The following is a 19413-nucleotide window of genomic DNA, read 5'->3' on the forward strand; positions in this document are numbered from 1 at the left end:
TGCTGAGATATCAATCCTGCGAGTGCCCACACAGATTGTCTGATAAATTGTTAAAGAGCAGTGAGTTAGGCGCTTTCGCTTGCTAACTCGAGGTGGCGTATAATACGCTTTCCTCTTTCAGAGTCAATCCTTAATTTCAGGATTTTTCACTCTCATCGCCGCCGTTACTCTGTGATGTTGTTCACATGTTCCGTGTCGATGGAGGCGCATTATAGGGAGTTCTCCCGGCGCTGCAACACTAAAATGACAGAAAAATGACTGACTGCTGCATTCCACAGCAAAACCCAGCCTTATACCCTTTTGCACACAGACTTATCCACAATCCGGATTTGAACTTAAAATTCGCGAGCGCGACGCAAACGTTTTCGCTACAATGCACCGCGATAAAATGGACACCCCCGATGGGGGCGTTAGCTGAGTTTTCGTCTCTTCTTTTCCTCAATTTCCCTTTTCTGCGCCGCCAGAACTAAGGTGAAGACTAAAATTCAGCTAACGCTCTTCTATATGCGAACCAAAGCCAAGGGATAAAACCATGTCACAACGTCGTCCTGTACGCCGCGCACTGCTCAGTGTTTCTGACAAAGCCGGTATCGTCGAATTCGCTCAGGCCCTCTCCCAACGTGGAGTGGAGCTGCTGTCCACCGGCGGAACCGCCCGCCTGCTGGCAGAAGCAAACCTGCCGGTAACCGAAGTCTCCGACTACACCGGTTTCCCGGAGATGATGGACGGACGCGTCAAAACGCTACACCCGAAAGTTCACGGCGGCATTCTGGGCCGTCGCGGTCAGGACGATGCCATCATGGCGGAGCACGCCATCTCTCCTATTGATATGGTCGTCGTTAACCTTTATCCATTTGCCCAGACCGTTGCCCGCGAAGGCTGCTCTTTAGAAGATGCCGTTGAGAACATCGACATTGGCGGGCCAACCATGGTTCGCTCCGCAGCCAAGAACCATAAAGATGTGGCGATCGTAGTAAAGAGCAGCGACTACCAGGCGATCGTTGCCGAGCTGGACGCCAACGAAGGATCCCTGACGCTGGAAACCCGTTTCGATCTGGCGATCAAAGCTTTCGAACACACTGCGGCCTACGACAGTATGATCGCTAACTACTTCGGTAGCCTGGTCCCGGCCTATCACGGCGAAAGCAAAGATCCTGCCGGGCGGTTCCCACGCACGCTGAACCTGAACTTCATTAAGAAGCAGGATATGCGTTATGGCGAAAACAGCCACCAGCAGGCCGCCTTCTATATAGAAGAAGAAATCAAAGAAGCATCCGTGGCAACCGCGGCCCAGGTTCAGGGCAAAGCGCTCTCCTATAACAACATCGCGGATACCGATGCGGCGCTGGAATGCGTGAAAGAGTTCGACGAACCAGCCTGCGTTATCGTTAAACACGCCAACCCTTGCGGCGTGGCCGTCAGCGGTTCCGTACTCGAAGCCTACAATCTGGCTTATAAAACCGATCCAACCTCTGCCTTCGGCGGCATCATCGCTTTCAACCGTGAGCTGGATGCAGAAACCGCACAGGCCATTATTTCTCGCCAGTTCGTCGAGGTCATTATCGCCCCTTCCGCCAGCGAAGAAGCGCTGAAGATCACCGCGGCCAAACAGAACGTTCGCGTCCTGGTTTGCGGCCAGTGGCAGAAACGCACGGCTGGCCTCGATTTCAAACGCGTCAATGGCGGCCTACTGGTTCAGGATCGTGATTTGGGTATGGTGACAGCAGGCGATCTGCGCGTAGTCACTAAACGTCAGCCGACCGAGCAAGAACTGCATGACGCGCTGTTCTGCTGGAAAGTGGCGAAGTTCGTTAAATCCAACGCCATCGTTTATGCCCGTGACAATATGACCATCGGCATAGGTGCAGGCCAGATGAGCCGCGTCTATTCCGCAAAAATTGCCGGTATCAAAGCCAGCGATGAAGGTCTGGAAGTAAAAGGTTCTGCCATGGCTTCTGATGCTTTCTTCCCGTTCCGCGATGGGATTGATGCCGCCGCCGAAGCTGGCGTGAGCTGCGTTATCCAGCCGGGCGGTTCTATTCGTGATGATGAAGTCATTGCCGCCGCTGACGAGCATGGGATCGCAATGATCTTCACCGATATGCGCCACTTCCGCCATTAATTACCGGAGCCTTTATAGATGAAAGTTTTAGTTATTGGTAACGGCGGGCGCGAGCACGCGCTGGCCTGGAAAGCGGCTCAGTCTCCTTTAGTACGTACTGTATTTGTTGCGCCAGGTAACGCAGGTACTGCGCTGGAGCCAGCGCTGCAGAACGTTGCTATCAGCGCGACAGATATTCCAGCACTGCTTAGCTTTGCGCAGAACGAAAACATCGACTTAACCATCGTCGGCCCGGAAGCTCCGCTGGTGATTGGCGTGGTGGATGCCTTCCGCGCCGCTGGCCTGAAAATCTTCGGGCCTACCGAAGGGGCGGCACAGCTGGAAGGCTCAAAGGCTTTTACCAAAGACTTCCTGGCTCGCCACAATATCCCGACGGCGGAATACCAGAACTTTACCGAAGTTGAGCCTGCGCTGGCTTACCTGCGCGAGAAAGGTGCGCCCATCGTAATTAAGGCCGACGGCCTGGCCGCAGGGAAAGGCGTTATTGTGGCGATGACGCTGGAAGAAGCGGAAGCTGCCGTCAATGACATGCTGGCCGGGAACGCGTTTGGCGATGCGGGTCACCGCATTGTTATTGAAGAGTTCCTCGACGGCGAAGAAGCCAGCTTTATTGTGATGGTAGATGGCGAGCACGTTCTGCCGATGGCCACCAGCCAGGATCATAAACGCGTTGGCGACGGCGATACTGGCCCGAACACCGGCGGCATGGGCGCTTATTCTCCCGCTCCGGTTGTGACTGACGAAGTGCATCAGCGCACCATGGAACGCGTGATTTGGCCAACCGTGCGCGGCATGGCTGCCGAAGGAAATACCTACACAGGTTTCCTGTATGCCGGGTTGATGATCGACAAGCAGGGCAACCCGAAGGTGATTGAGTTCAACTGCCGCTTCGGCGATCCGGAAACTCAGCCCATCATGCTGCGTATGCAGTCAGATCTGGTCGAGCTGTGCCTCGCCGCCTGTGACGGCAAACTGGATGAGAAAGACTCTAAGTGGGATGAGCGTCCGGCTCTGGGCATCGTGCTGGCGGCGGGCGGTTATCCGGCCGATTATCGCAATGGCGACGTTATCCACGGTCTGCCGCTGGAAGAAGTGGCCGACGGTAAGGTCTTCCACGCCGGGACTAAACTCAGCGAAGATGACCGCGTGCTCACCAACGGCGGGCGCGTATTATGCGTGACTGCGTTGGGTGAAACGGTTGCCAAAGCACAACAACGCGCGCTGGAGCTGAAAAAAGATATTCGCTGGGAGGGCAGTTTCAGCCGCTCGGATATCGGTTATCGCGCCATTGCGCGTGAAAACGCGAAGTAATCCCGACAGTACACACTAAACCGCCCGCGTGGCGGTTTTTTTATACCTAGAAATCGCCAGGCTTAGGCTGCCAACTGCAGAAGTTCTGGTTCGCCACCAGCAGCAGCTGTGAACCTTCCGGGGCTTCCAGCCAGGCAACGCTGACGTCAAGGGAAGAGTTGCTCTGACGGCGCGCTATATGGCTCAGAGAGGCGCTATCAAGCTTTGGCGATAACGTTTCGCCTTCGCAGGTCGTTACCGTGCCGTTCTGGTGCCAGCGCCCCTGGCGCAGCACAACGTGGCCGATGCGCAGCGCTTCGCTAGTCTCACGAATACGATTGGCGTTGAACTGGTACAAAGCCACCTGATCGTTAGAAAGCTGCTGCTTCTGGCTATTCACTTCCCGCTGCATAAAGCTCAGGTCGCCGTGGTCGTCAAAGCGGACTTTGACATGCTCCGGCTGCTTACCCTGAATATTGAGTTCGATAAAGGTCAGTTTGTCGCCCTGCCAGCGGTATTCCCCGGTGGTGGTGGCGCCGTGCTGCCACGGGCTAAACGCGGTAAGGATATGGGTAGATTCATCGGTGTTGTCTTTTCGCCAGATGCGCACCACGCCCTGGTCGGCAACATAGCCGGTAGCGGTAAAAGGAGGGAGTTTGTTACTGCTGCATGCCGTGAGCACCAGAACACCCGCCAGCGCCAGCAGCGGACGCCAGACGGACAAAAGGGGCGTAAACGCCCCTCTGTTAAAACTGTTCACTGACACGCGTTAACTTACTTAACCGCGTCTTTCAGTGCTTTACCAGAAACAAATGCCGGCACGTTAGCAGCAGCAATTTTGATTTCTTTACCGGTCTGCGGGTTGCGGCCAGTGCGCTCAGCACGGTGGTTCACTTTGAAGGTACCGAAACCAACCAGTTGTACAGCATCACCTTCTTTCAGAGACTCAGTAATTGCAGCCAGAGTGGATTCCAGAGCAGCTTTAGCCTGTGCTTTAGACAGGTCAGCCTTGTCAGCAATTACATCAATCAGTTGAGTCTTGTTCATAAGTTATCCTTACAATGTGTTTATCGCTTGCTAAGCATCGAGTGCGACGGAAATGCCTAAAAAGCACTCTCCTGCATACACGCACCGATAGCCACTTTTATTCGCCCCACAAATGTAGACCAGACGGGGGGTTAATTGGAAGCCTCCAGGGAGGACAAATCAGACTGTATGTCACGTTTTACTGTCTTACTGCTGCAAATTTATACCGATATTACTGATGCCGGCCTCACGGAGGTCAGCACGAAGCCCTTTAATGAGCTCAATATCGCGTTCTTCGCAGTCCGCCAGCAGCCGGAAAATCTCCCACTGAATGTCCCATTCTTCTTCTACCGCCGGGTTTGCTCTCAACTCCTCGTCGGTCATTTCACGACCGGCCTGAGTCATTTCCAGCATCGCCACCGAAGTGATTGAACATTTACTGACTTCGATTGCGTGCTCCAGCGTTTCACCCGAGAGACGCGAGTGAATAAGCTCACTCAACGCCACGCACGCGTCAATCGCCGGATAGACACCGTAAATATCATAGTCGTCAGCCGCAGGAATTGCCTCTTCAAGTTTCTCTAACTGACTATCAAAGTTCACTTTGGCGTCTTTCACCGTTTGGGTTTCCCAAACCAGGTCCAGGATCTTGCGATAAAGCTGAGGATCGCCAAAGCCAGTTTGCTGGCAAAACATGGCGTAGTTCGGGTACATACGCTCGCACAAAGAAGCCATAAAAGTGACGTGCTGCCAGCTTTCCAGCTTCTCCAGGCGTAAATGAATAGGGTTCTGTAACATGACGATGTCTCAAAGACGGAAAATTAGCGGCAGTTTACCTGAATCACCTGCCGATTGCTTGCAGGCGCTTAAAAGCCGGGCGCCCGGAGGCAACGGCATCGGCCCAACGGGTTGGCTCCGGCAAACGGTAACCGGCCATGCAGCGCTCCACCCACTTTAATGCGCCGTCGAGGCTTATGCGGTGCCCGGTAGAAATAAACAAAGGATTACAGCGTTTTTTACTGCGCCAGACCCAGGCCAGCTGCTCGCCTTTGTCCATCAACGGCGCACGAGCGTCGGGCTCGTCCCCCAGCGGTTCAAACTTCCCGCACAGCCGCTTTTTCGCCACGCCAATCGTCGGCACATCCACCAGCAGCCCAAAATGGCTGGCAACCCCTAAACGACGGGGATGCGAGATGCCGTGTCCGTCCACAAACACCAAATCGGGCTTCTGCGAAAGCATACCCCACGCCTCAAGCAGCGCGGGATATTCGCGGAAGGATAAAAAGCCGGGGATATAAGGCATGGTGGTGGTAATTCTTGCCACCTGATATTCAACCAACTCAAGAGACGGGTAGCTCAACAAAACGATGGCCGCGCGGGTGACGTCTCCGCCTTGTTCAAACCCCACATCGGCCCCGGCGATCAACCGCGGCGGATCCTGCTCAAGGCGATCTTCTCGGATCACCTTTGAGGCCAGATTCAGCTGTTGCTCTCGCAGTATGGTGAGATCCATCTCTTGCTACCTTAAGCCTGGTGGTATTGCGCGGACAGGCGATGCACGGCTTCCACAAAGACGCCTGCATGCTCTGGTGGAACGTCCTGGTGAATGCCGTGCCCAAGGTTAAAGACGTGTCCTTCCCCCTGCCCGAAACCAGCCAGAATGGTGGCAACTTCTTCTTCGATACGTGCCGGCTGAGCGTACAGCATGGAAGGGTCCATGTTGCCCTGCAGCGCGACTTTATGGCCTACGCGACGACGTGCATCTGCAATGTCCGTTGTCCAGTCGAGGCCCAGTGCGTCGCAGCCGGTTTCCGCCATCGCTTCAAGCCACTGCCCGCCGCCTTTGGTGAACAGCGTCACCGGTACACGGCGGCCATCGTTTTCACGCAGCAGGCCATCGACAATTTTGTGCATGTAGTAGAGCGAGAATTCTTTGTAATCGCGCCCGCTCAGCACGCCCCCCCAGGTGTCAAAGATCATTACCGACTGCGCGCCCGCACGAATTTGCGCATTCAGGTACAGCGTCACGCTCTGCGCCAGCTTATCCAGCAGCAGGTGCAGCGCTTTCGGGTCGGCAAACATCATTTTCTTAATCACGGTGAAGGCTTTGCTGCTGCCGCCTTCCACCATATAAGTGGCCAGCGTCCACGGGCTGCCGGAGAAGCCAATCAGCGGTACTTCGCCCTTCAGTTCACGGCGAATGGTGCGCACCGCGTTCATCACGTATGCCAGCTTGCCTTCCGGATCGGGAATCGGCAGCTTTTGAACGTCGGCCAGGCTTTGAATAGGGGAGCTAAAGCGCGGGCCTTCCCCCGCTTCAAAGTAAAGCCCAAGCCCCATCGCATCCGGGATGGTCAGAATGTCCGAAAAGAGGATCGCCGCATCCAGCGCGTAACGGCGCAATGGTTGCAAAGTGACTTCGCAGGCCAGCTCGGCGTTTTTGCACAGCGACATAAAGTCACCCGCCTGAGCGCGCGTCGCCTTATATTCAGGTAGATAACGCCCTGCCTGGCGCATCATCCACACAGGGGTGACATCTACCGGCAAGCGCTGCAGGGCGCGCAGGTAACGATCGTTCTTCAGTTCAGTCATGTTTACCTTTCCTTTAGCTGTATCGCCGCAGTCTATCATTCATAGTCCGCGCGACACAGGGCGACGGTATCTTCAATTAAGCGGCGCGCCACGGTGCCCGGCGGCGGTAACAGCGGCAGTTGGTCATAGCGATACCAGCCCGCATCCAGCAGCTCCTTCGGGTCAATCTTGATTTCACCGCTGTGATAATCCGCCATAAATGCGGTCATCAGCGACTGCGGGAACGGCCAGGGCTGGGAAGTCACGTAGCGCAGGTTTTTCACCTGAATACTGCTCTCTTCCATAACTTCGCGAGCCACCGCCTGCTCCAGCGTTTCGCCCACTTCGACAAACCCGGCCAGCACGGTGTAGACGCCGTTGCGGTGGCGCGTGTGCTGAGCCAGCAAGATATGATCATCCTTACGAATAGCGACAATAATGCAGGGGGCAATTTGCGGGTAATAGCGTTCCCGGCAGTGCCCGCAGAGCATTGCCCATTCGCTTTTGCTGAAGTGCATTTCATGGCCGCAGTAACCACAATACTTATGCGAGCGATAAAACTCGGCCAGTTGAACGCCTCGCCCGGCCAGCTGGAACAGGCCCACATCGCGATCCAGAAGCTGACGCAACGAGCCCATATCCGAGCGGCGGTTTTCACGAATCAGCCAGACGGGCTCACCTTCCCACTCACCGATATCCAGGGCGCGGCTGCCTACGAGTTGAAATTCTTCCGCGCTGCCGTGAGGTAAGTCACCCTGCGGCAACCATATTTTTTGCTCATGGCTGACTATCCACCAACCATGATCTAAGTTTTGAATAACACGTTCCATAACCTGGTGCACATCCCCGTGTTCACTGATATAAACAATTAGTTTTTACTTTTTTGGGTTAGTTTGCGTTCAATCTTTTAACTCACGGAGTCTCAATCATGCTGAACCAGTTAGCCAATCTGACTGAGCGCGTTGGTGGTAGTAATGAGTTAGTTGACCATTGGCTGCAGGCCCGTAGGCACCTGTTGGTCGCCTATTACAACATGGTCGGGATCAAGCCTAACAAGGAATCGCACACCGCGCTTGACGAAAAAGCGTTAGACAATTTTTGCCACGGCCTGGTGGATTACCTCTCTTCCGGTCATTTCAGTATCTACGAACGAATCATCAGCAACCTGGAAGGCAGCAGCCCGCTGCTAAGCGCAGCCCAGCTCTACCCTCAGTTGGAAGCCAACACCCAGCAAATCATGGATCTCTACGATTCCCATCTGGAAAATGCCATTGACCGCGACAGCTGGGTCGAGTTTCAGCAGGCGCTGTCGGAGATTGGCGAGTGCCTGGAGTCCCGCTTCACCCTTGAAGATAAACTAGTCCTCCTGGCTATTGATAACAACCTCGACGGCAGCGCCAGCGATCCTGCCGGGCTGGCAAGTCCAGCTTGAGTTGTTAGCTATTAACGAGTAATTTACAACTTTCCCACCGCAAGGTGGGATCATTCTTGTCGGAGTGCCGAGTGCGTTATGCACCGGCTGAGACCGTTAATTCGGGATCCGCGGAACCTGATCAGGTTAGAACCTGCGAAGGGAACAAGAGTAATTCTGTCTTTGGGTACACCCGTTCTCGGGCGGCCCATATCCATTACTCCTTCCGTTGTCCTGACAAGCCATATCCTGACTAAACCTGGAATGAGCTATGTCTGCATCTGAAAAAAAACCTGGCCGCCGCGAACAGCGCGCCGCCGCCCAACACTTCATCAACACGCTTGAAGGCACCGCCTTCCCCAACTCCCGACGCATCTATCTGATCGGGTCACGTGAAGATATCCGCATCCCGATGCGCGAAATCCAACTCAGCCCAACGCTCACCGGCGGGAGCAAAGATGCCCCGCAATATCAGCCGAACGAGGCGGTTCCTGTCTACGATACCTCCGGCCCCTATGGCGATCCCGACATCGCCATAAACGTGTTAAACGGGCTAAATCCCCTACGCAGCGCCTGGATCGACGACCGCGGCGACAGCGAAACGCTGGGTGACCGCAGCTCCGCTTACACAAAAGCGCGTCTTGCCGACGACGGCCTGGACGAGTTGCGCTTTGAAACTCAGTCCAAACCTCGCCGGGCAATAGCCGGGCAATGCGTCACCCAGTTGCATTACGCCCGCAAAGGCCTTGTCACCCCGGAGATGGAATTCATCGCCATTCGCGAAAATATGGGGCGCGAGCGTATTCATGATGCCGTCCTGCGCCACCAGCATCCCGGCGAAGGGTTTGGGGCCCGCCTGCCGGAAAACATCACGCCGGAGTTCGTCCGCGATGAAGTCGCCTTCGGGCGAGCGATTATTCCCGCCAATATCAACCACCCGGAATCAGAGCCGATGATTATCGGCCGCAATTTCCTGGTGAAGGTCAATGCCAATATCGGCAACTCGGCAGTCACGTCTTCTATTGAAGAGGAGGTGGAGAAGCTGGTGTGGGCCACTCGCTGGGGGGCAGACACGGTGATGGACCTCTCCACCGGCCGCTACATTCATGAAACGCGGGAATGGATCCTGCGCAACAGCCCGGTGCCCATCGGCACGGTGCCCATCTACCAGGCGCTGGAGAAGGCCAACGGTATCGCCGAAGACCTGAGCTGGGAGATGTTCCGCGATACGCTGCTGGAGCAGGCAGAGCAAGGCGTGGATTACTTCACCATTCATGCGGGCGTGCTGCTTCGCTACGTCCCGATGACCGCGCAGCGCCTGACCGGGATCGTGTCGCGCGGTGGATCGATTATGGCGAAGTGGTGCCTGTCCCATCATCAGGAAAACTTCCTATATCAGCACTTCCGTGAAATCTGCGAAATTTGCGCCGCCTATGACGTTTCCCTTTCTCTGGGCGATGGCTTACGCCCGGGTTCCATTCAGGATGCCAACGACGAAGCGCAGTTTGCCGAACTGCATACGCTGGGCGAGCTGACCAAAATTGCCTGGGAGTACGACGTTCAGGTGATGATTGAAGGCCCGGGGCATGTGCCGATGCAGATGATTCGCCGCAACATGACCGAAGAACTGGAGCATTGTCACGAAGCGCCTTTCTATACCCTTGGCCCGCTCACAACCGACATCGCACCAGGCTATGACCACTTCACCTCCGGCATTGGCGCCGCCATGATCGGCTGGTTTGGCTGCGCGATGCTTTGCTACGTCACCCCGAAGGAGCACCTCGGCCTGCCGAACAAAGAGGATGTTAAGCAGGGACTAATTACCTACAAAATTGCCGCTCACGCCGCGGACCTGGCCAAAGGGCATCCCGGCGCACAAATACGCGACAACGCGATGTCCAAAGCACGCTTTGAATTCCGCTGGGAAGACCAATTCAACCTGGCGCTCGACCCCTTCACCGCTCGCGCTTACCACGATGAAACGTTGCCGCAGGAATCCGGCAAAGTCGCGCATTTCTGTTCCATGTGCGGCCCTAAGTTTTGCTCCATGAAAATCACCCAGGAAGTGCGCGATTACGCCGCAAAACAGGCGAGAGATGCTGGCATGGAAGATATGTCCCAGCACTTTCGCGCCCGGGGCGGCGAAATTTATCTCAGACAAGAGGAAGCATAATGTCCAGACTCACTTTCCCTGCCACCTCACGCCGACTGGGCCTTTATCCGGTCGTCGACAGCGTGGAATGGATCGAACGTCTCCTCGGGGCAGGCGTCAAGACCATCCAGCTCCGCATTAAAGACAAACGCGATGCAGACGTTGAAGCCGACGTCATCGCAGCCATTGCGCTGGGCGAACGCTACAACGCTCGCCTGTTCATTAACGATTACTGGCGACTGGCCATCCAACACGGTGCCTACGGCGTACACCTCGGCCAGGAAGATATGGATGTCGCCAACCTGGCGGCGATAAGCGAAGCCGGACTGCGTCTGGGGCTTTCAACCCACGACAACATGGAAATGGATCGCGCCTTAAGTGCAAACCCGTCCTACATCGCGCTGGGCCATGTCTTCCCTACCCAAACCAAGCAGATGCCCTCTTCCCCTCAAGGGCTGAATAAGCTGGCAGAACATATTCAGACGCTGGGTGATTACTCCACCGTCGCCATCGGCGGAATAAGCATCGATCGCGTACCTGCCGTCTTAGCCACCGGCGTGGGCAGCGTCGCCGTCGTCAGCGCCATTACACAGGCTCCCGACTGGCGCATCGCCACGGCGAAGCTACTCGACCTGGCGGGAACTGGCGATGAATGACGCGGATTTTATGCGCTATAGCCGCCAGCTACTGCTGGAAGACGTGGCGATTGAAGGGCAGGAAAAACTGCTGTCCAGCACGGCGCTGGTCGTCGGTCTGGGCGGCTTAGGTTCACCTGCCGCGCTGTATCTCGCCGCCGCTGGCGTAGGCAAGCTTATCGTCGCGGACGATGACAGGGTGCATATCAGCAATCTCCAGCGCCAGATCCTGTTCACCTCAGAAGATATTGAGCGCCCGAAATCTTCGGCGGCCCACCAGCATTTGCAGCGCCTTAACCCAAGCGTAAAAATTGTTTCGCTGACAGAGAGGCTGACGGGGGATTCTTTGACAGAAGCCGTGCACGAAGCCGACGTGGTGCTGGACTGTAGCGACAATATGGCAACCCGCCAGGCGGTTAACGCCGCCTGCGTGGCCGGGAATACGCCGCTTATCACCGCAAGCGCCGTCGGTTTTGGCGGCCAGATGATGGTCCTGACACCGCCCTGGGAGCATGGCTGCTACCGCTGCGTCTGGCCTGACGAGAGTGAACCTGAACGCAACTGCCGCACCTCCGGCGTCATCGGCCCGGTCGTGGGCGTGATGGGCACTCTTCAGGCGCTGGAGGCCATTAAATTACTTACCGGCATGACGCCTGCTGCTGGCGCTTTGCGCCTGTTTGACGCCCGGCAACATAGCTGGCGCACTCTGGCGATGCAAAAATCAGCCACCTGCCCGGTCTGCGGAGGTCTCGATGCGCATTCAGTTTAACGATGAATATCTGGAATGTAAGGCCGGCCTGACGCTCGCAGCCCTTCTGGCCCAGCTTGATCAGGGCAAAGCTGGCGCGGCACTGGCCGTTAATCAAACTATCATCCCGCGTGAACAGTGGAGCAATTATCTGCTGCGCGAGGGCGATACCATTCTGCTGTTTCAGGCAATTGCCGGGGGCTGACATGTTACAGATTGCCGATAAAACCTTTTCCTCCCGCCTGTTCACCGGCACCGGAAAATTCTCCTCCAGCCAGATGATGATCGACGCGATTCGCGCTTCTGGCTCACAGCTTGTCACCATGGCGATGAAACGCGTGGATTTACGTGGCCATAGTGATGACATTCTTCAGCCACTCCAGCAGGCGGGCGTGCATTTGCTGCCCAATACTTCCGGGGCGAAAACGGCAGAAGAAGCTATTTTTGCAGCCCAGCTTGCCCGCGAAGCGCTGGGAACAAACTGGGTTAAGCTGGAAATTCATCCTGATGCCCGCTATTTACTCCCGGACCCGATTGAAACGCTGAAGGCCGCCGACGCTCTGGTCAAACAGGGATTTGTGGTGCTGCCTTACTGCGGCGCCGATCCCGTGCTCTGCAAACGTCTGGAGGAAACCGGCTGTGCGGCCGTGATGCCGCTCGGCGCGCCCATCGGCTCAAATCAGGGTCTGCAAACCCGTGCGCTGCTGGAAATCATCATTGAGCAATCCCGCGTGCCTGTTGTTGTCGATGCGGGGATCGGTGCACCAAGCCATGCAGCCGAAGCGTTAGAAATGGGGGCTTCTGCCGTGCTGGTCAATACCGCCATATCGGTCGCCCGTGATCCGGTACAAATGGCGCAGGCGTTTCGCCTGGCCGTGGAAGCCGGAAGCCTTGCGGCACAGGCCGGGTTAGGATCTCGCCACCAGCAGGCTCAGGCCTCCAGCCCGCTGACCAGTTTCCTGCAGTTTAGCGAGGAGAATGCCTGATGGCAGAAACCTTCACCGACCGCTGGCGTCAGCTGGACTGGGACGATATCTCCCTCAAAATTAACGGTAAAACGGCGGCAGATGTCGAACGCGCGATTAACGCCTCCCGCCTGACACGAGAAGACTTGATGGCTTTGCTCTCCCCTGCCGCCAGCCGTTACCTGGAGCCTCTTGCTCAGCGGGCGCAGCAGCTTACGCGTCAGCGCTTCGGCAACACGGTCAGTTTTTACGTGCCGCTCTATCTCTCTAACCTGTGCGCCAACGACTGTACTTACTGCGGCTTTTCCATGAGCAACAAGCTTAAGCGCAAAACGCTGGATGAAGCGGAGATTGAGCGGGAATGCGCGGCTATCCGTGCCCTGGGGTTCGAACACCTTTTGCTGGTGACCGGCGAGCACCAGACCAAAGTCGGCATGGATTATTTCCGCCAGCATCTGCCGGCTATCCGCAGCCGCTTTAGTTCACTGCACATGGAAGTCCAGCCGCTGGACGAGCATGAGTATGCCGAACTCAAAACCCTCGGGCTTGATGGCGTGATGGTGTACCAGGAAACCTATCACCCGGCGACCTACGCCCAGCACCACCTGAAAGGTAACAAGCAGGATTTCTTCTGGCGGCTGGAAACACCCGACAGGCTGGGCCGCGCGGGTATCGATAAAATCGGCCTTGGCGCGCTGATTGGGCTGTCGGGCAGCTGGCGCACCGACTGTTTTATGGTGGCCGAACACCTGCTTTGGCTACAGCAGCGCTACTGGCAAAGCCGATATTCTGTCTCCTTCCCGCGCCTGCGCCCGTGCACCGGCGGCGTAGAACCAGCATCAATCATGACTGAGCAACAGTTGGTGCAGACGATCTGTGCGTTCCGCCTGCTTGCGCCGGACGTGGAATTGTCGCTTTCTACCCGAGAATCACCGTGGTTCCGCGACCACGTGATCCCATTGGCGATTAACAACGTCAGCGCGTTTTCGAAAACACAGCCCGGCGGCTATGCCGATAATCACCCGGAACTTGAGCAGTTTGCCCCACACGATGGCCGAACGCCGCAGGAAGTTGCCGCCGCGCTCCGTCACTCAGGTTTGCAGCCGGTCTGGAAGGACTGGGATCATTTTCTGGGAAGAAACGCGCAATCCTGATGTAACACACGGCAAGGGAAAGGATAAGTTTCGGTGTTTGCCGAAAGAACATCGATCGGTCGTTGCCGCTTCTTTGCCGTTCAAATACTGTCCTCCGGTCAGCGCAGATGACTGACCGGAGCGGCAGCAAACGCTTCCTCATGCCGCTCCGCCTTCACAACTGCCGTCTTGATTCTTCGAGAAAAAGCAAAAATGTAACCGGTTTCAGTTTTCTACGGTTTCTTTTGTGATACCTGACACACAATCGGGTTAAAGCGGTTGTTGCCGCCCCCTCTGCCGGATAAATATCTCTGTATCCTTCGGACATTGAGAGCGAACTATGAAAAATATCGTGTTGTGTTGTGCTGCAGGTATGTCGACCAGCATTCTGGTTCAACGTATGGTTGATGCCGCACAAAAGAAAGGCATCGAGGTCTCAATCAAGGCTGTGCCCGTGGCAGAGTTTAAAGAGAACATCGAACGCGCCGACATCGTTCTGCTTGGTCCGCAGGTAAAATATGAGCAGGCCAAACTTCAGGCCCTTGCCGATCCTCTGGGTAAAAAAGTCGCCGTTATCGACATGATGGATTACGGTTTGATGAAAGGCGACGTGGTGCTTGATAAAGCCCTGAAAATGATGGAGTAAGATGTGGAAGATTTAGAATCAATTATTATGGAACTGCTGGTCAACGCCGGCAGCGCACGTAGCCAGGCCCTGACTGCTCTGCAGCTGGCACGTAAAGGTGACTTTGAGGGTGCCGAGAAGGCAATGGAAGAGTCACACGAATTCGTGAAACACGCCCATAAAATCCAGACCCAGCTGATTGGCCTGGATGAAGGCTCCGGCAAACTGCCGGTAAACCTGATTACCGTTCACTCTCAGGACCACCTGATGAATGCCATGGTCATTCAGGATCTGGCTACCGATATGATTGAGCTTTACCGCCGCCTGCCGCTGGTGAAATAAGCCCTCTTTGCCCGACCCTAAAATGCCCGCATCGCGGGCATTTGTTTTTGTCTATTCCTGGGCACATCGTCAACAATTGAGCATTTAGTCAGTTTCAGGCATAAAAAAACCCGCCGAAGCGGGTTTTTTATTTCAGGCGTATCGCACGATTACTCGTCGTTACCGCCCAGGCCTGCGTTCAGCAGCTCTGCCAGGCTGGCAGAAGCGTCTTCAGCAGTCACCTGAGGTGCCGCAGGGATTTCACCCGCTGCACGGCGACGCATACGATCCTGGTGGTACGCATAACCGGTACCGGCCGGGATCAGTCGACCCACGATGACGTTCTCTTTCAGGCCGCGCAGTTCGTCGCGTTTGCCCGCAACGGCTGCTTCGGTCAGCACTCGAGTGGTCTCCTGGAACGATGCCGCGGAGATGAAGGACTCGGTTGCCAGAGAGGCTTTGGTGATACCCAGCAGATCGCGTGCAAAGGTCACGTTGATCTTGCCGTTCGCATCCAGTTCGCGGTTAGCGATCTTAATGCGGGAGTATTCAGCCTGCTCGCCTTCCAGGAAGTCGGAGCTGCCTGCGTTAACGATGGTGGCTTTACGCAGCATCTGACGAACGATAACTTCGATGTGTTTATCGTTAATCTTAACGCCTTGCAGACGGTAAACGTCCTGTACTTCGTTAGTGATGTAACGAGTTACAGCGTACACGCCACGCAGACGCAGGATGTCGTGCGGAGACTCTGGACCATCGGAAACAACATCACCACGTTCAACACGCTCGCCTTCGAACACGTTAAGCTGACGCCATTTCGGAATCATCTCTTCGTATGGCTCGCTACCGTCTACCGGGGTAATAACCAGACGACGTTTCCCTTTGGTTTCTTTACCGAAGGAAATGATGCCGCTGATTTCAGCCAGGATTGCCGGCTCTTTCGGACGACGGGCTTCGAACAGGTCAGCAACGCGTGGCAGACCACCGGTAATATCCTTGGTACCGCTGGATTCCTGTGGAATACGCGCCAGGGCGTCACCGGAGCTGATCTGAATACCATCTTCCAGCTGAACAATCGCTTTACCCGGCAGGAAGTACTGAGCCGGCATATCGGTGCCAGGGATCAGAACGTCGTTGCCTTTAGCATCAACGATTTTCAGAGCAGGACGCAGATCTTTACCACCCGCAGTACGCTCAGCAGAATCCAGAACGACCAGAGAGGACAGACCGGTCAGCTCGTCGGTCTGACGAGTAATGGTCTGGCCGTCGATCATGTCGGTAAAGCGAATGAAACCACTCACTTCCGAGATAACCGGCATGGTGTGTGGATCCCAGTTTGCTACGGTTTCACCGCCGGCAACCTGCTCGCCATCACCTTTCGCCATCACAGCACCGTAAGGCACTTTATAGCTCTCTTTGGTACGACCGAATTCGTCGATCAGTTTCAGCTCGGTGTTACGAGAAGTGATAACCAGTTTACCGCTGGAGTTCACAACCGACTTAGCGTTGCTGAGTTTGATGCTACCTTTGTTCTTAACCTGAATGCTGGATTCAGCAGCAGAACGGGATGCCGCACCACCGATGTGGAACGTACGCATCGTCAGCTGTGTACCAGGTTCACCGATGGACTGTGCCGCGATAACCCCGATAGCTTCACCTTTGTTGATGATGTGACCACGTGCCAGGTCGCGACCGTAGCAGTGAGCACACACGCCAAAGTCAGTTTCGCAACCTACTACGGAACGGACTTTCACGCTGTCAACGGAGTTAGCTTCCAGCAGATCACACCACTGTTCGTGCAGCAGCGTGTTGCGTGGAACCAGAATGTCCGCAGTGCCAGGCTTCAGAATATCTTCAGCAGTCACACGACCCAGTACGCGATCGCGCAGCGGCTCTTTAACGTCGCCACCTTCGATAACTGGCGTCATGGTGATGCCTTCCAGGGTGCCACAGTCGTCTTCAGTAACGACCAGATCCTGGGCAACGTCTACCAGACGACGAGTCAGGTAACCGGAGTTCGCCGTTTTCAGTGCGGTATCCGCCAGACCTTTACGAGCACCGTGAGTGGAGATGAAGTACTGGAGTACGTTCAGACCTTCACGGAAGTTCGCGGTGATTGGCGTTTCGATGATGGAGCCATCTGGCTTAGCCATCAGGCCACGCATACCGGCCAGCTGACGAATCTGTGCTGCAGAACCACGAGCACCGGAGTCGGCCATCATGTAGATGCTGTTGAAGGAAACCTGCTGTTCTTCGACGCCGTCACGGTTAATCACGGTTTCGGTTTGCAGGTTATCCATCATCGCTTTGGATACACGATCGTTCGCCGCAGCCCAGATATCGATAACTTTGTTATAGCGTTCGCCAGCGGTAACCAGACCGGACTGGAACTGCTCCTGGATCTCAGCAACTTCAGCTTCCGCTTCGCTGATGATCTCGTATTTTTTCTCCGGGATGACCATGTCATCGATACCAACGGATGCACCTGAACGCGCTGCGTAAGCAAAGCCGGTGTACATCGTCTGGTCCGCAAAAATAACGGTCGGTTTCAGGCCCAGAATACGGTAACAGGTGTTCAGCATCTTAGAGATGGCCTTTTTACCCAGCGCCTGGTTGACGATGGAGAAAGGCAGACCTTTCGGTACGATCATCCACAGAATCGCACGACCAATGGTGGTGTCGATCAGGCTGGTTTTCGCAACGAATGTGCCCTGAGCATCTTTTTCGTATTCGGTGATACGCACTTTAACGCGCGCATGCAGAGAGGCCAGGCCAGCGCGATAAATACGCTCAGCTTCTTTAGGGCCAGTCAGCACCATGCCTTCGCCTTTGGCGTTAACACAGTCACGGGTCATGTAGTACAGACCCAATACAACGTCCTGAGAAGGAACGATGATTGGCTCGCCGTTCGCTGGAGACAGGATGTTGTTGGTAGACATCATCAGCGCACGCGCTTCCAGCTGAGCTTCAAGCGTCAGTGGAACGTGTACTGCCATCTGGTCACCATCGAAGTCGGCGTTATATGCCGCACAAACCAGCGGGTGCAGCTGGATAGCTTTACCTTCGATCAGAACAGGTTCAAATGCCTGGATACCCAAACGGTGCAGGGTTGGTGCACGGTTCAGCAGTACCGGGTGTTCGCGGATAACTTCGTCCAGGATATCCCAAACGACAGCTTCTTCACGCTCAACCATTTTCTTAGCAGCTTTGATGGTGGTCGCGAGGCCACGCAGTTCCAGCTTGCCGTAGATGAACGGTTTGAACAGCTCCAGTGCCATTTTCTTCGGCAGACCGCACTGATGCAGACGCAGGTATGGACCTACGGTGATTACAGAACGACCGGAGTAGTCAACACGTTTACCCAGCAGGTTCTGACGGAAACGACCCTGCTTACCTTTGATCATGTCGGCCAAAGATTTCAGAGGACGTTTGTTAGAGCCGGTGATGGCACGACCGCGACGGCCGTTATCCAGCAGGGCATCTACCGCTTCCTGCAGCATACGTTTTTCGTTACGTACGATGATGTCAGGAGCCGCCAGATCAAGCAGACGTTTCAGACGGTTGTTACGGTTGATCACGCGACGGTACAGATCGTTCAGATCTGAGGTTGCGAAACGACCACCATCCAGCGGTACCAGCGGACGCAGATCTGGCGGCAGAACCGGCAGAACGGTCAGGATCATCCACTCTGGTTTGTTACCAGACTGAACGAACGCTTCCAGCAGCTTGATACGCTTGGTCAGCTTTTTACGTTTGGTTTCGGAGTTGGTTTCGTTCAGCTCTTCGCGCAGAGTTTCACACTCTTGCTCCAGATCCATGCTCTTCAGCAGGGCCTGAATAGCTTCCGCACCCATCTTCGCATCGAATTCGTCGCCGAACTCTTCCAGCGCATCCAGATACTGCTCTTCAGTCAGGATCTGACGGCGCTCGAGGTTGGTCATCCCGCCTTCGATAACAACATAAGATTCAAAGTACAGCACGCGCTCGATATCACGCAGCGGCATATCCAGCAGCAGGCCGATACGAGATGGCAGAGACTTCAGGAACCAAATGTGGGCAGTTGGAGAAGCCAGTTCGATGTGACCCATACGCTCACGACGAACTTTAGTCTGGGTAACTTCTACGCCACACTTCTCACAAATGACACCACGGTGCTTCAGGCGCTTGTACTTACCGCACAGGCACTCGTAGTCTTTCACTGGCCCAAAAATACGGGCGCAGAACAGACCGTCACGCTCAGGTTTGAACGTACGGTAGTTGATGGTTTCCGGCTTTTTAACTTCACCGAAAGACCATGAACGGATCATGTCTGGCGATGCCAGAGCAATTTTGATCGCATCAAACTCTTCGGTTTTAGTTTGCGCTTTCAGAAACTTTAATAAGTCTTTCACGGATTTGCTCCCGTCGGAGTTAG

At 55.3% G+C, this 19413-nt stretch carries 18 protein-coding genes and 1 riboswitch; of the genes, 11 read left to right on the forward strand and 7 right to left on the reverse strand.

Features of this window, described 5'->3' with window-relative positions; translation table 11 throughout:
- The first annotated feature begins 532 nt into the window (after positions 1-532).
- Both purH and purD read left to right on the forward strand, forming a co-directional pair.
- Entirely contained in the window at positions 533-2122 is a 1590-nt protein-coding gene (purH, locus tag WFK85_RS22495; RefSeq protein ID WP_213717000.1) for a bifunctional phosphoribosylaminoimidazolecarboxamide formyltransferase/IMP cyclohydrolase, read from the forward strand.
- Between the two features lie 18 nt (positions 2123-2140).
- Positions 2141-3433, forward strand: coding sequence for a phosphoribosylamine--glycine ligase (gene purD, locus WFK85_RS22500; protein WP_336709763.1), 1293 nt, complete (start codon positions 2141-2143; stop codon positions 3431-3433).
- 46 nt (positions 3434-3479) lie between these two features.
- Here purD and WFK85_RS22505 read toward each other — a convergent pair whose 3' ends face one another.
- From WFK85_RS22505 to nudC, 6 genes are all read right to left on the reverse strand, one after another.
- The gene (locus WFK85_RS22505) at positions 3480-4172 is read right to left on the reverse strand and encodes a DUF1481 domain-containing protein (RefSeq protein WP_336709762.1); all 693 of its coding nucleotides are present in this window, start codon (positions 4170-4172) and stop codon (positions 3480-3482) included.
- A gap of 14 nt (positions 4173-4186) precedes the next feature.
- Positions 4187-4459, reverse strand: coding sequence for a nucleoid-associated protein HU-alpha (gene hupA, locus WFK85_RS22510; RefSeq protein ID WP_002884342.1), 273 nt, complete (start codon positions 4457-4459; stop codon positions 4187-4189).
- A gap of 186 nt (positions 4460-4645) precedes the next feature.
- A complete protein-coding gene (locus WFK85_RS22515) occupies positions 4646-5236 on the reverse strand; it encodes a YjaG family protein (RefSeq protein WP_008460165.1) in 591 nt (196 codons plus the stop codon).
- A 43-nt stretch (positions 5237-5279) separates the two neighbouring features.
- Positions 5280-5951, reverse strand: coding sequence for a deoxyribonuclease V (gene nfi, locus WFK85_RS22520; RefSeq protein ID WP_166995975.1), 672 nt, complete (start codon positions 5949-5951; stop codon positions 5280-5282).
- Between the two features lie 11 nt (positions 5952-5962).
- Positions 5963-7030: a uroporphyrinogen decarboxylase gene (gene hemE, locus WFK85_RS22525; RefSeq protein ID WP_336709758.1), complete on the reverse strand. Its 1068-nt coding sequence runs from the start codon at positions 7028-7030 to the stop codon at positions 5963-5965.
- A 35-nt stretch (positions 7031-7065) separates the two neighbouring features.
- The gene (gene nudC / locus WFK85_RS22530) at positions 7066-7839 is read right to left on the reverse strand and encodes an NAD(+) diphosphatase (RefSeq protein ID WP_008460162.1); all 774 of its coding nucleotides are present in this window, start codon (positions 7837-7839) and stop codon (positions 7066-7068) included.
- Between the two features lie 98 nt (positions 7840-7937).
- Between nudC and rsd the strand changes: the two genes are divergently transcribed.
- The 9 genes from rsd to WFK85_RS22575 all read left to right on the forward strand — a co-directional run bounded on the left by rsd (position 7938) and on the right by WFK85_RS22575 (position 15020).
- Entirely contained in the window at positions 7938-8441 is a 504-nt protein-coding gene (rsd, locus tag WFK85_RS22535) for a sigma D regulator (RefSeq protein ID WP_336709757.1), read from the forward strand.
- Positions 8442-8491: 50 nt separating this feature from the next.
- Positions 8492-8602, forward strand: a riboswitch (TPP riboswitch).
- 89 nt (positions 8603-8691) lie between these two features.
- Entirely contained in the window at positions 8692-10593 is a 1902-nt protein-coding gene (gene thiC, locus WFK85_RS22540) for a phosphomethylpyrimidine synthase ThiC (RefSeq protein ID WP_336709756.1), read from the forward strand.
- Complete coding sequence (thiE, locus tag WFK85_RS22545) at positions 10593-11228, forward strand: thiamine phosphate synthase (RefSeq protein WP_008460159.1); 636 nt, start codon at positions 10593-10595, stop codon at positions 11226-11228. Before thiC ends, thiE begins: the two co-directional genes overlap by 1 nt.
- Positions 11221-11976, forward strand: a complete 756-nt coding sequence (locus WFK85_RS22550) for a HesA/MoeB/ThiF family protein (RefSeq protein ID WP_336709754.1) — start codon at positions 11221-11223, stop codon at positions 11974-11976. The genes thiE and WFK85_RS22550 overlap by 8 nt, the downstream gene beginning before the upstream one ends.
- On the forward strand, positions 11960-12160 hold the full coding sequence (gene thiS, locus WFK85_RS22555) for a sulfur carrier protein ThiS (RefSeq protein WP_336709752.1): 201 nt from the start codon (positions 11960-11962) through the stop codon (positions 12158-12160). The genes WFK85_RS22550 and thiS overlap by 17 nt, the downstream gene beginning before the upstream one ends.
- Before the next feature lies 1 nt (position 12161).
- Complete coding sequence (gene thiG, locus WFK85_RS22560; RefSeq protein ID WP_336709750.1) at positions 12162-12941, forward strand: thiazole synthase; 780 nt, start codon at positions 12162-12164, stop codon at positions 12939-12941.
- Positions 12941-14074 (forward strand): 2-iminoacetate synthase ThiH, encoded by a 1134-nt coding sequence (gene thiH / locus WFK85_RS22565; RefSeq protein WP_336709748.1) that lies wholly within the window; start codon positions 12941-12943, stop codon positions 14072-14074. Before thiG ends, thiH begins: the two co-directional genes overlap by 1 nt.
- Before the next feature lie 319 nt (positions 14075-14393).
- The gene (locus WFK85_RS22570; RefSeq protein ID WP_008460154.1) at positions 14394-14699 is read left to right on the forward strand and encodes a PTS sugar transporter subunit IIB; all 306 of its coding nucleotides are present in this window, start codon (positions 14394-14396) and stop codon (positions 14697-14699) included.
- A gap of 3 nt (positions 14700-14702) precedes the next feature.
- A complete protein-coding gene (locus WFK85_RS22575) occupies positions 14703-15020 on the forward strand; it encodes a PTS lactose/cellobiose transporter subunit IIA (protein ID WP_008460153.1) in 318 nt (105 codons plus the stop codon).
- Positions 15021-15169: 149 nt separating this feature from the next.
- On the opposite strand, the gene rpoC is transcribed toward WFK85_RS22575, so the two are convergent.
- On the reverse strand, positions 15170-19390 hold the full coding sequence (rpoC, locus tag WFK85_RS22580; RefSeq protein ID WP_039299359.1) for a DNA-directed RNA polymerase subunit beta': 4221 nt from the start codon (positions 19388-19390) through the stop codon (positions 15170-15172).
- Between the last annotated feature and the right edge of the window lie 23 nt (positions 19391-19413).

The organism is Cedecea sp. VD22, from assembly GCF_037150195.1.
In the GTDB taxonomy this organism is placed as follows: domain Bacteria; phylum Pseudomonadota; class Gammaproteobacteria; order Enterobacterales; family Enterobacteriaceae; genus Cedecea.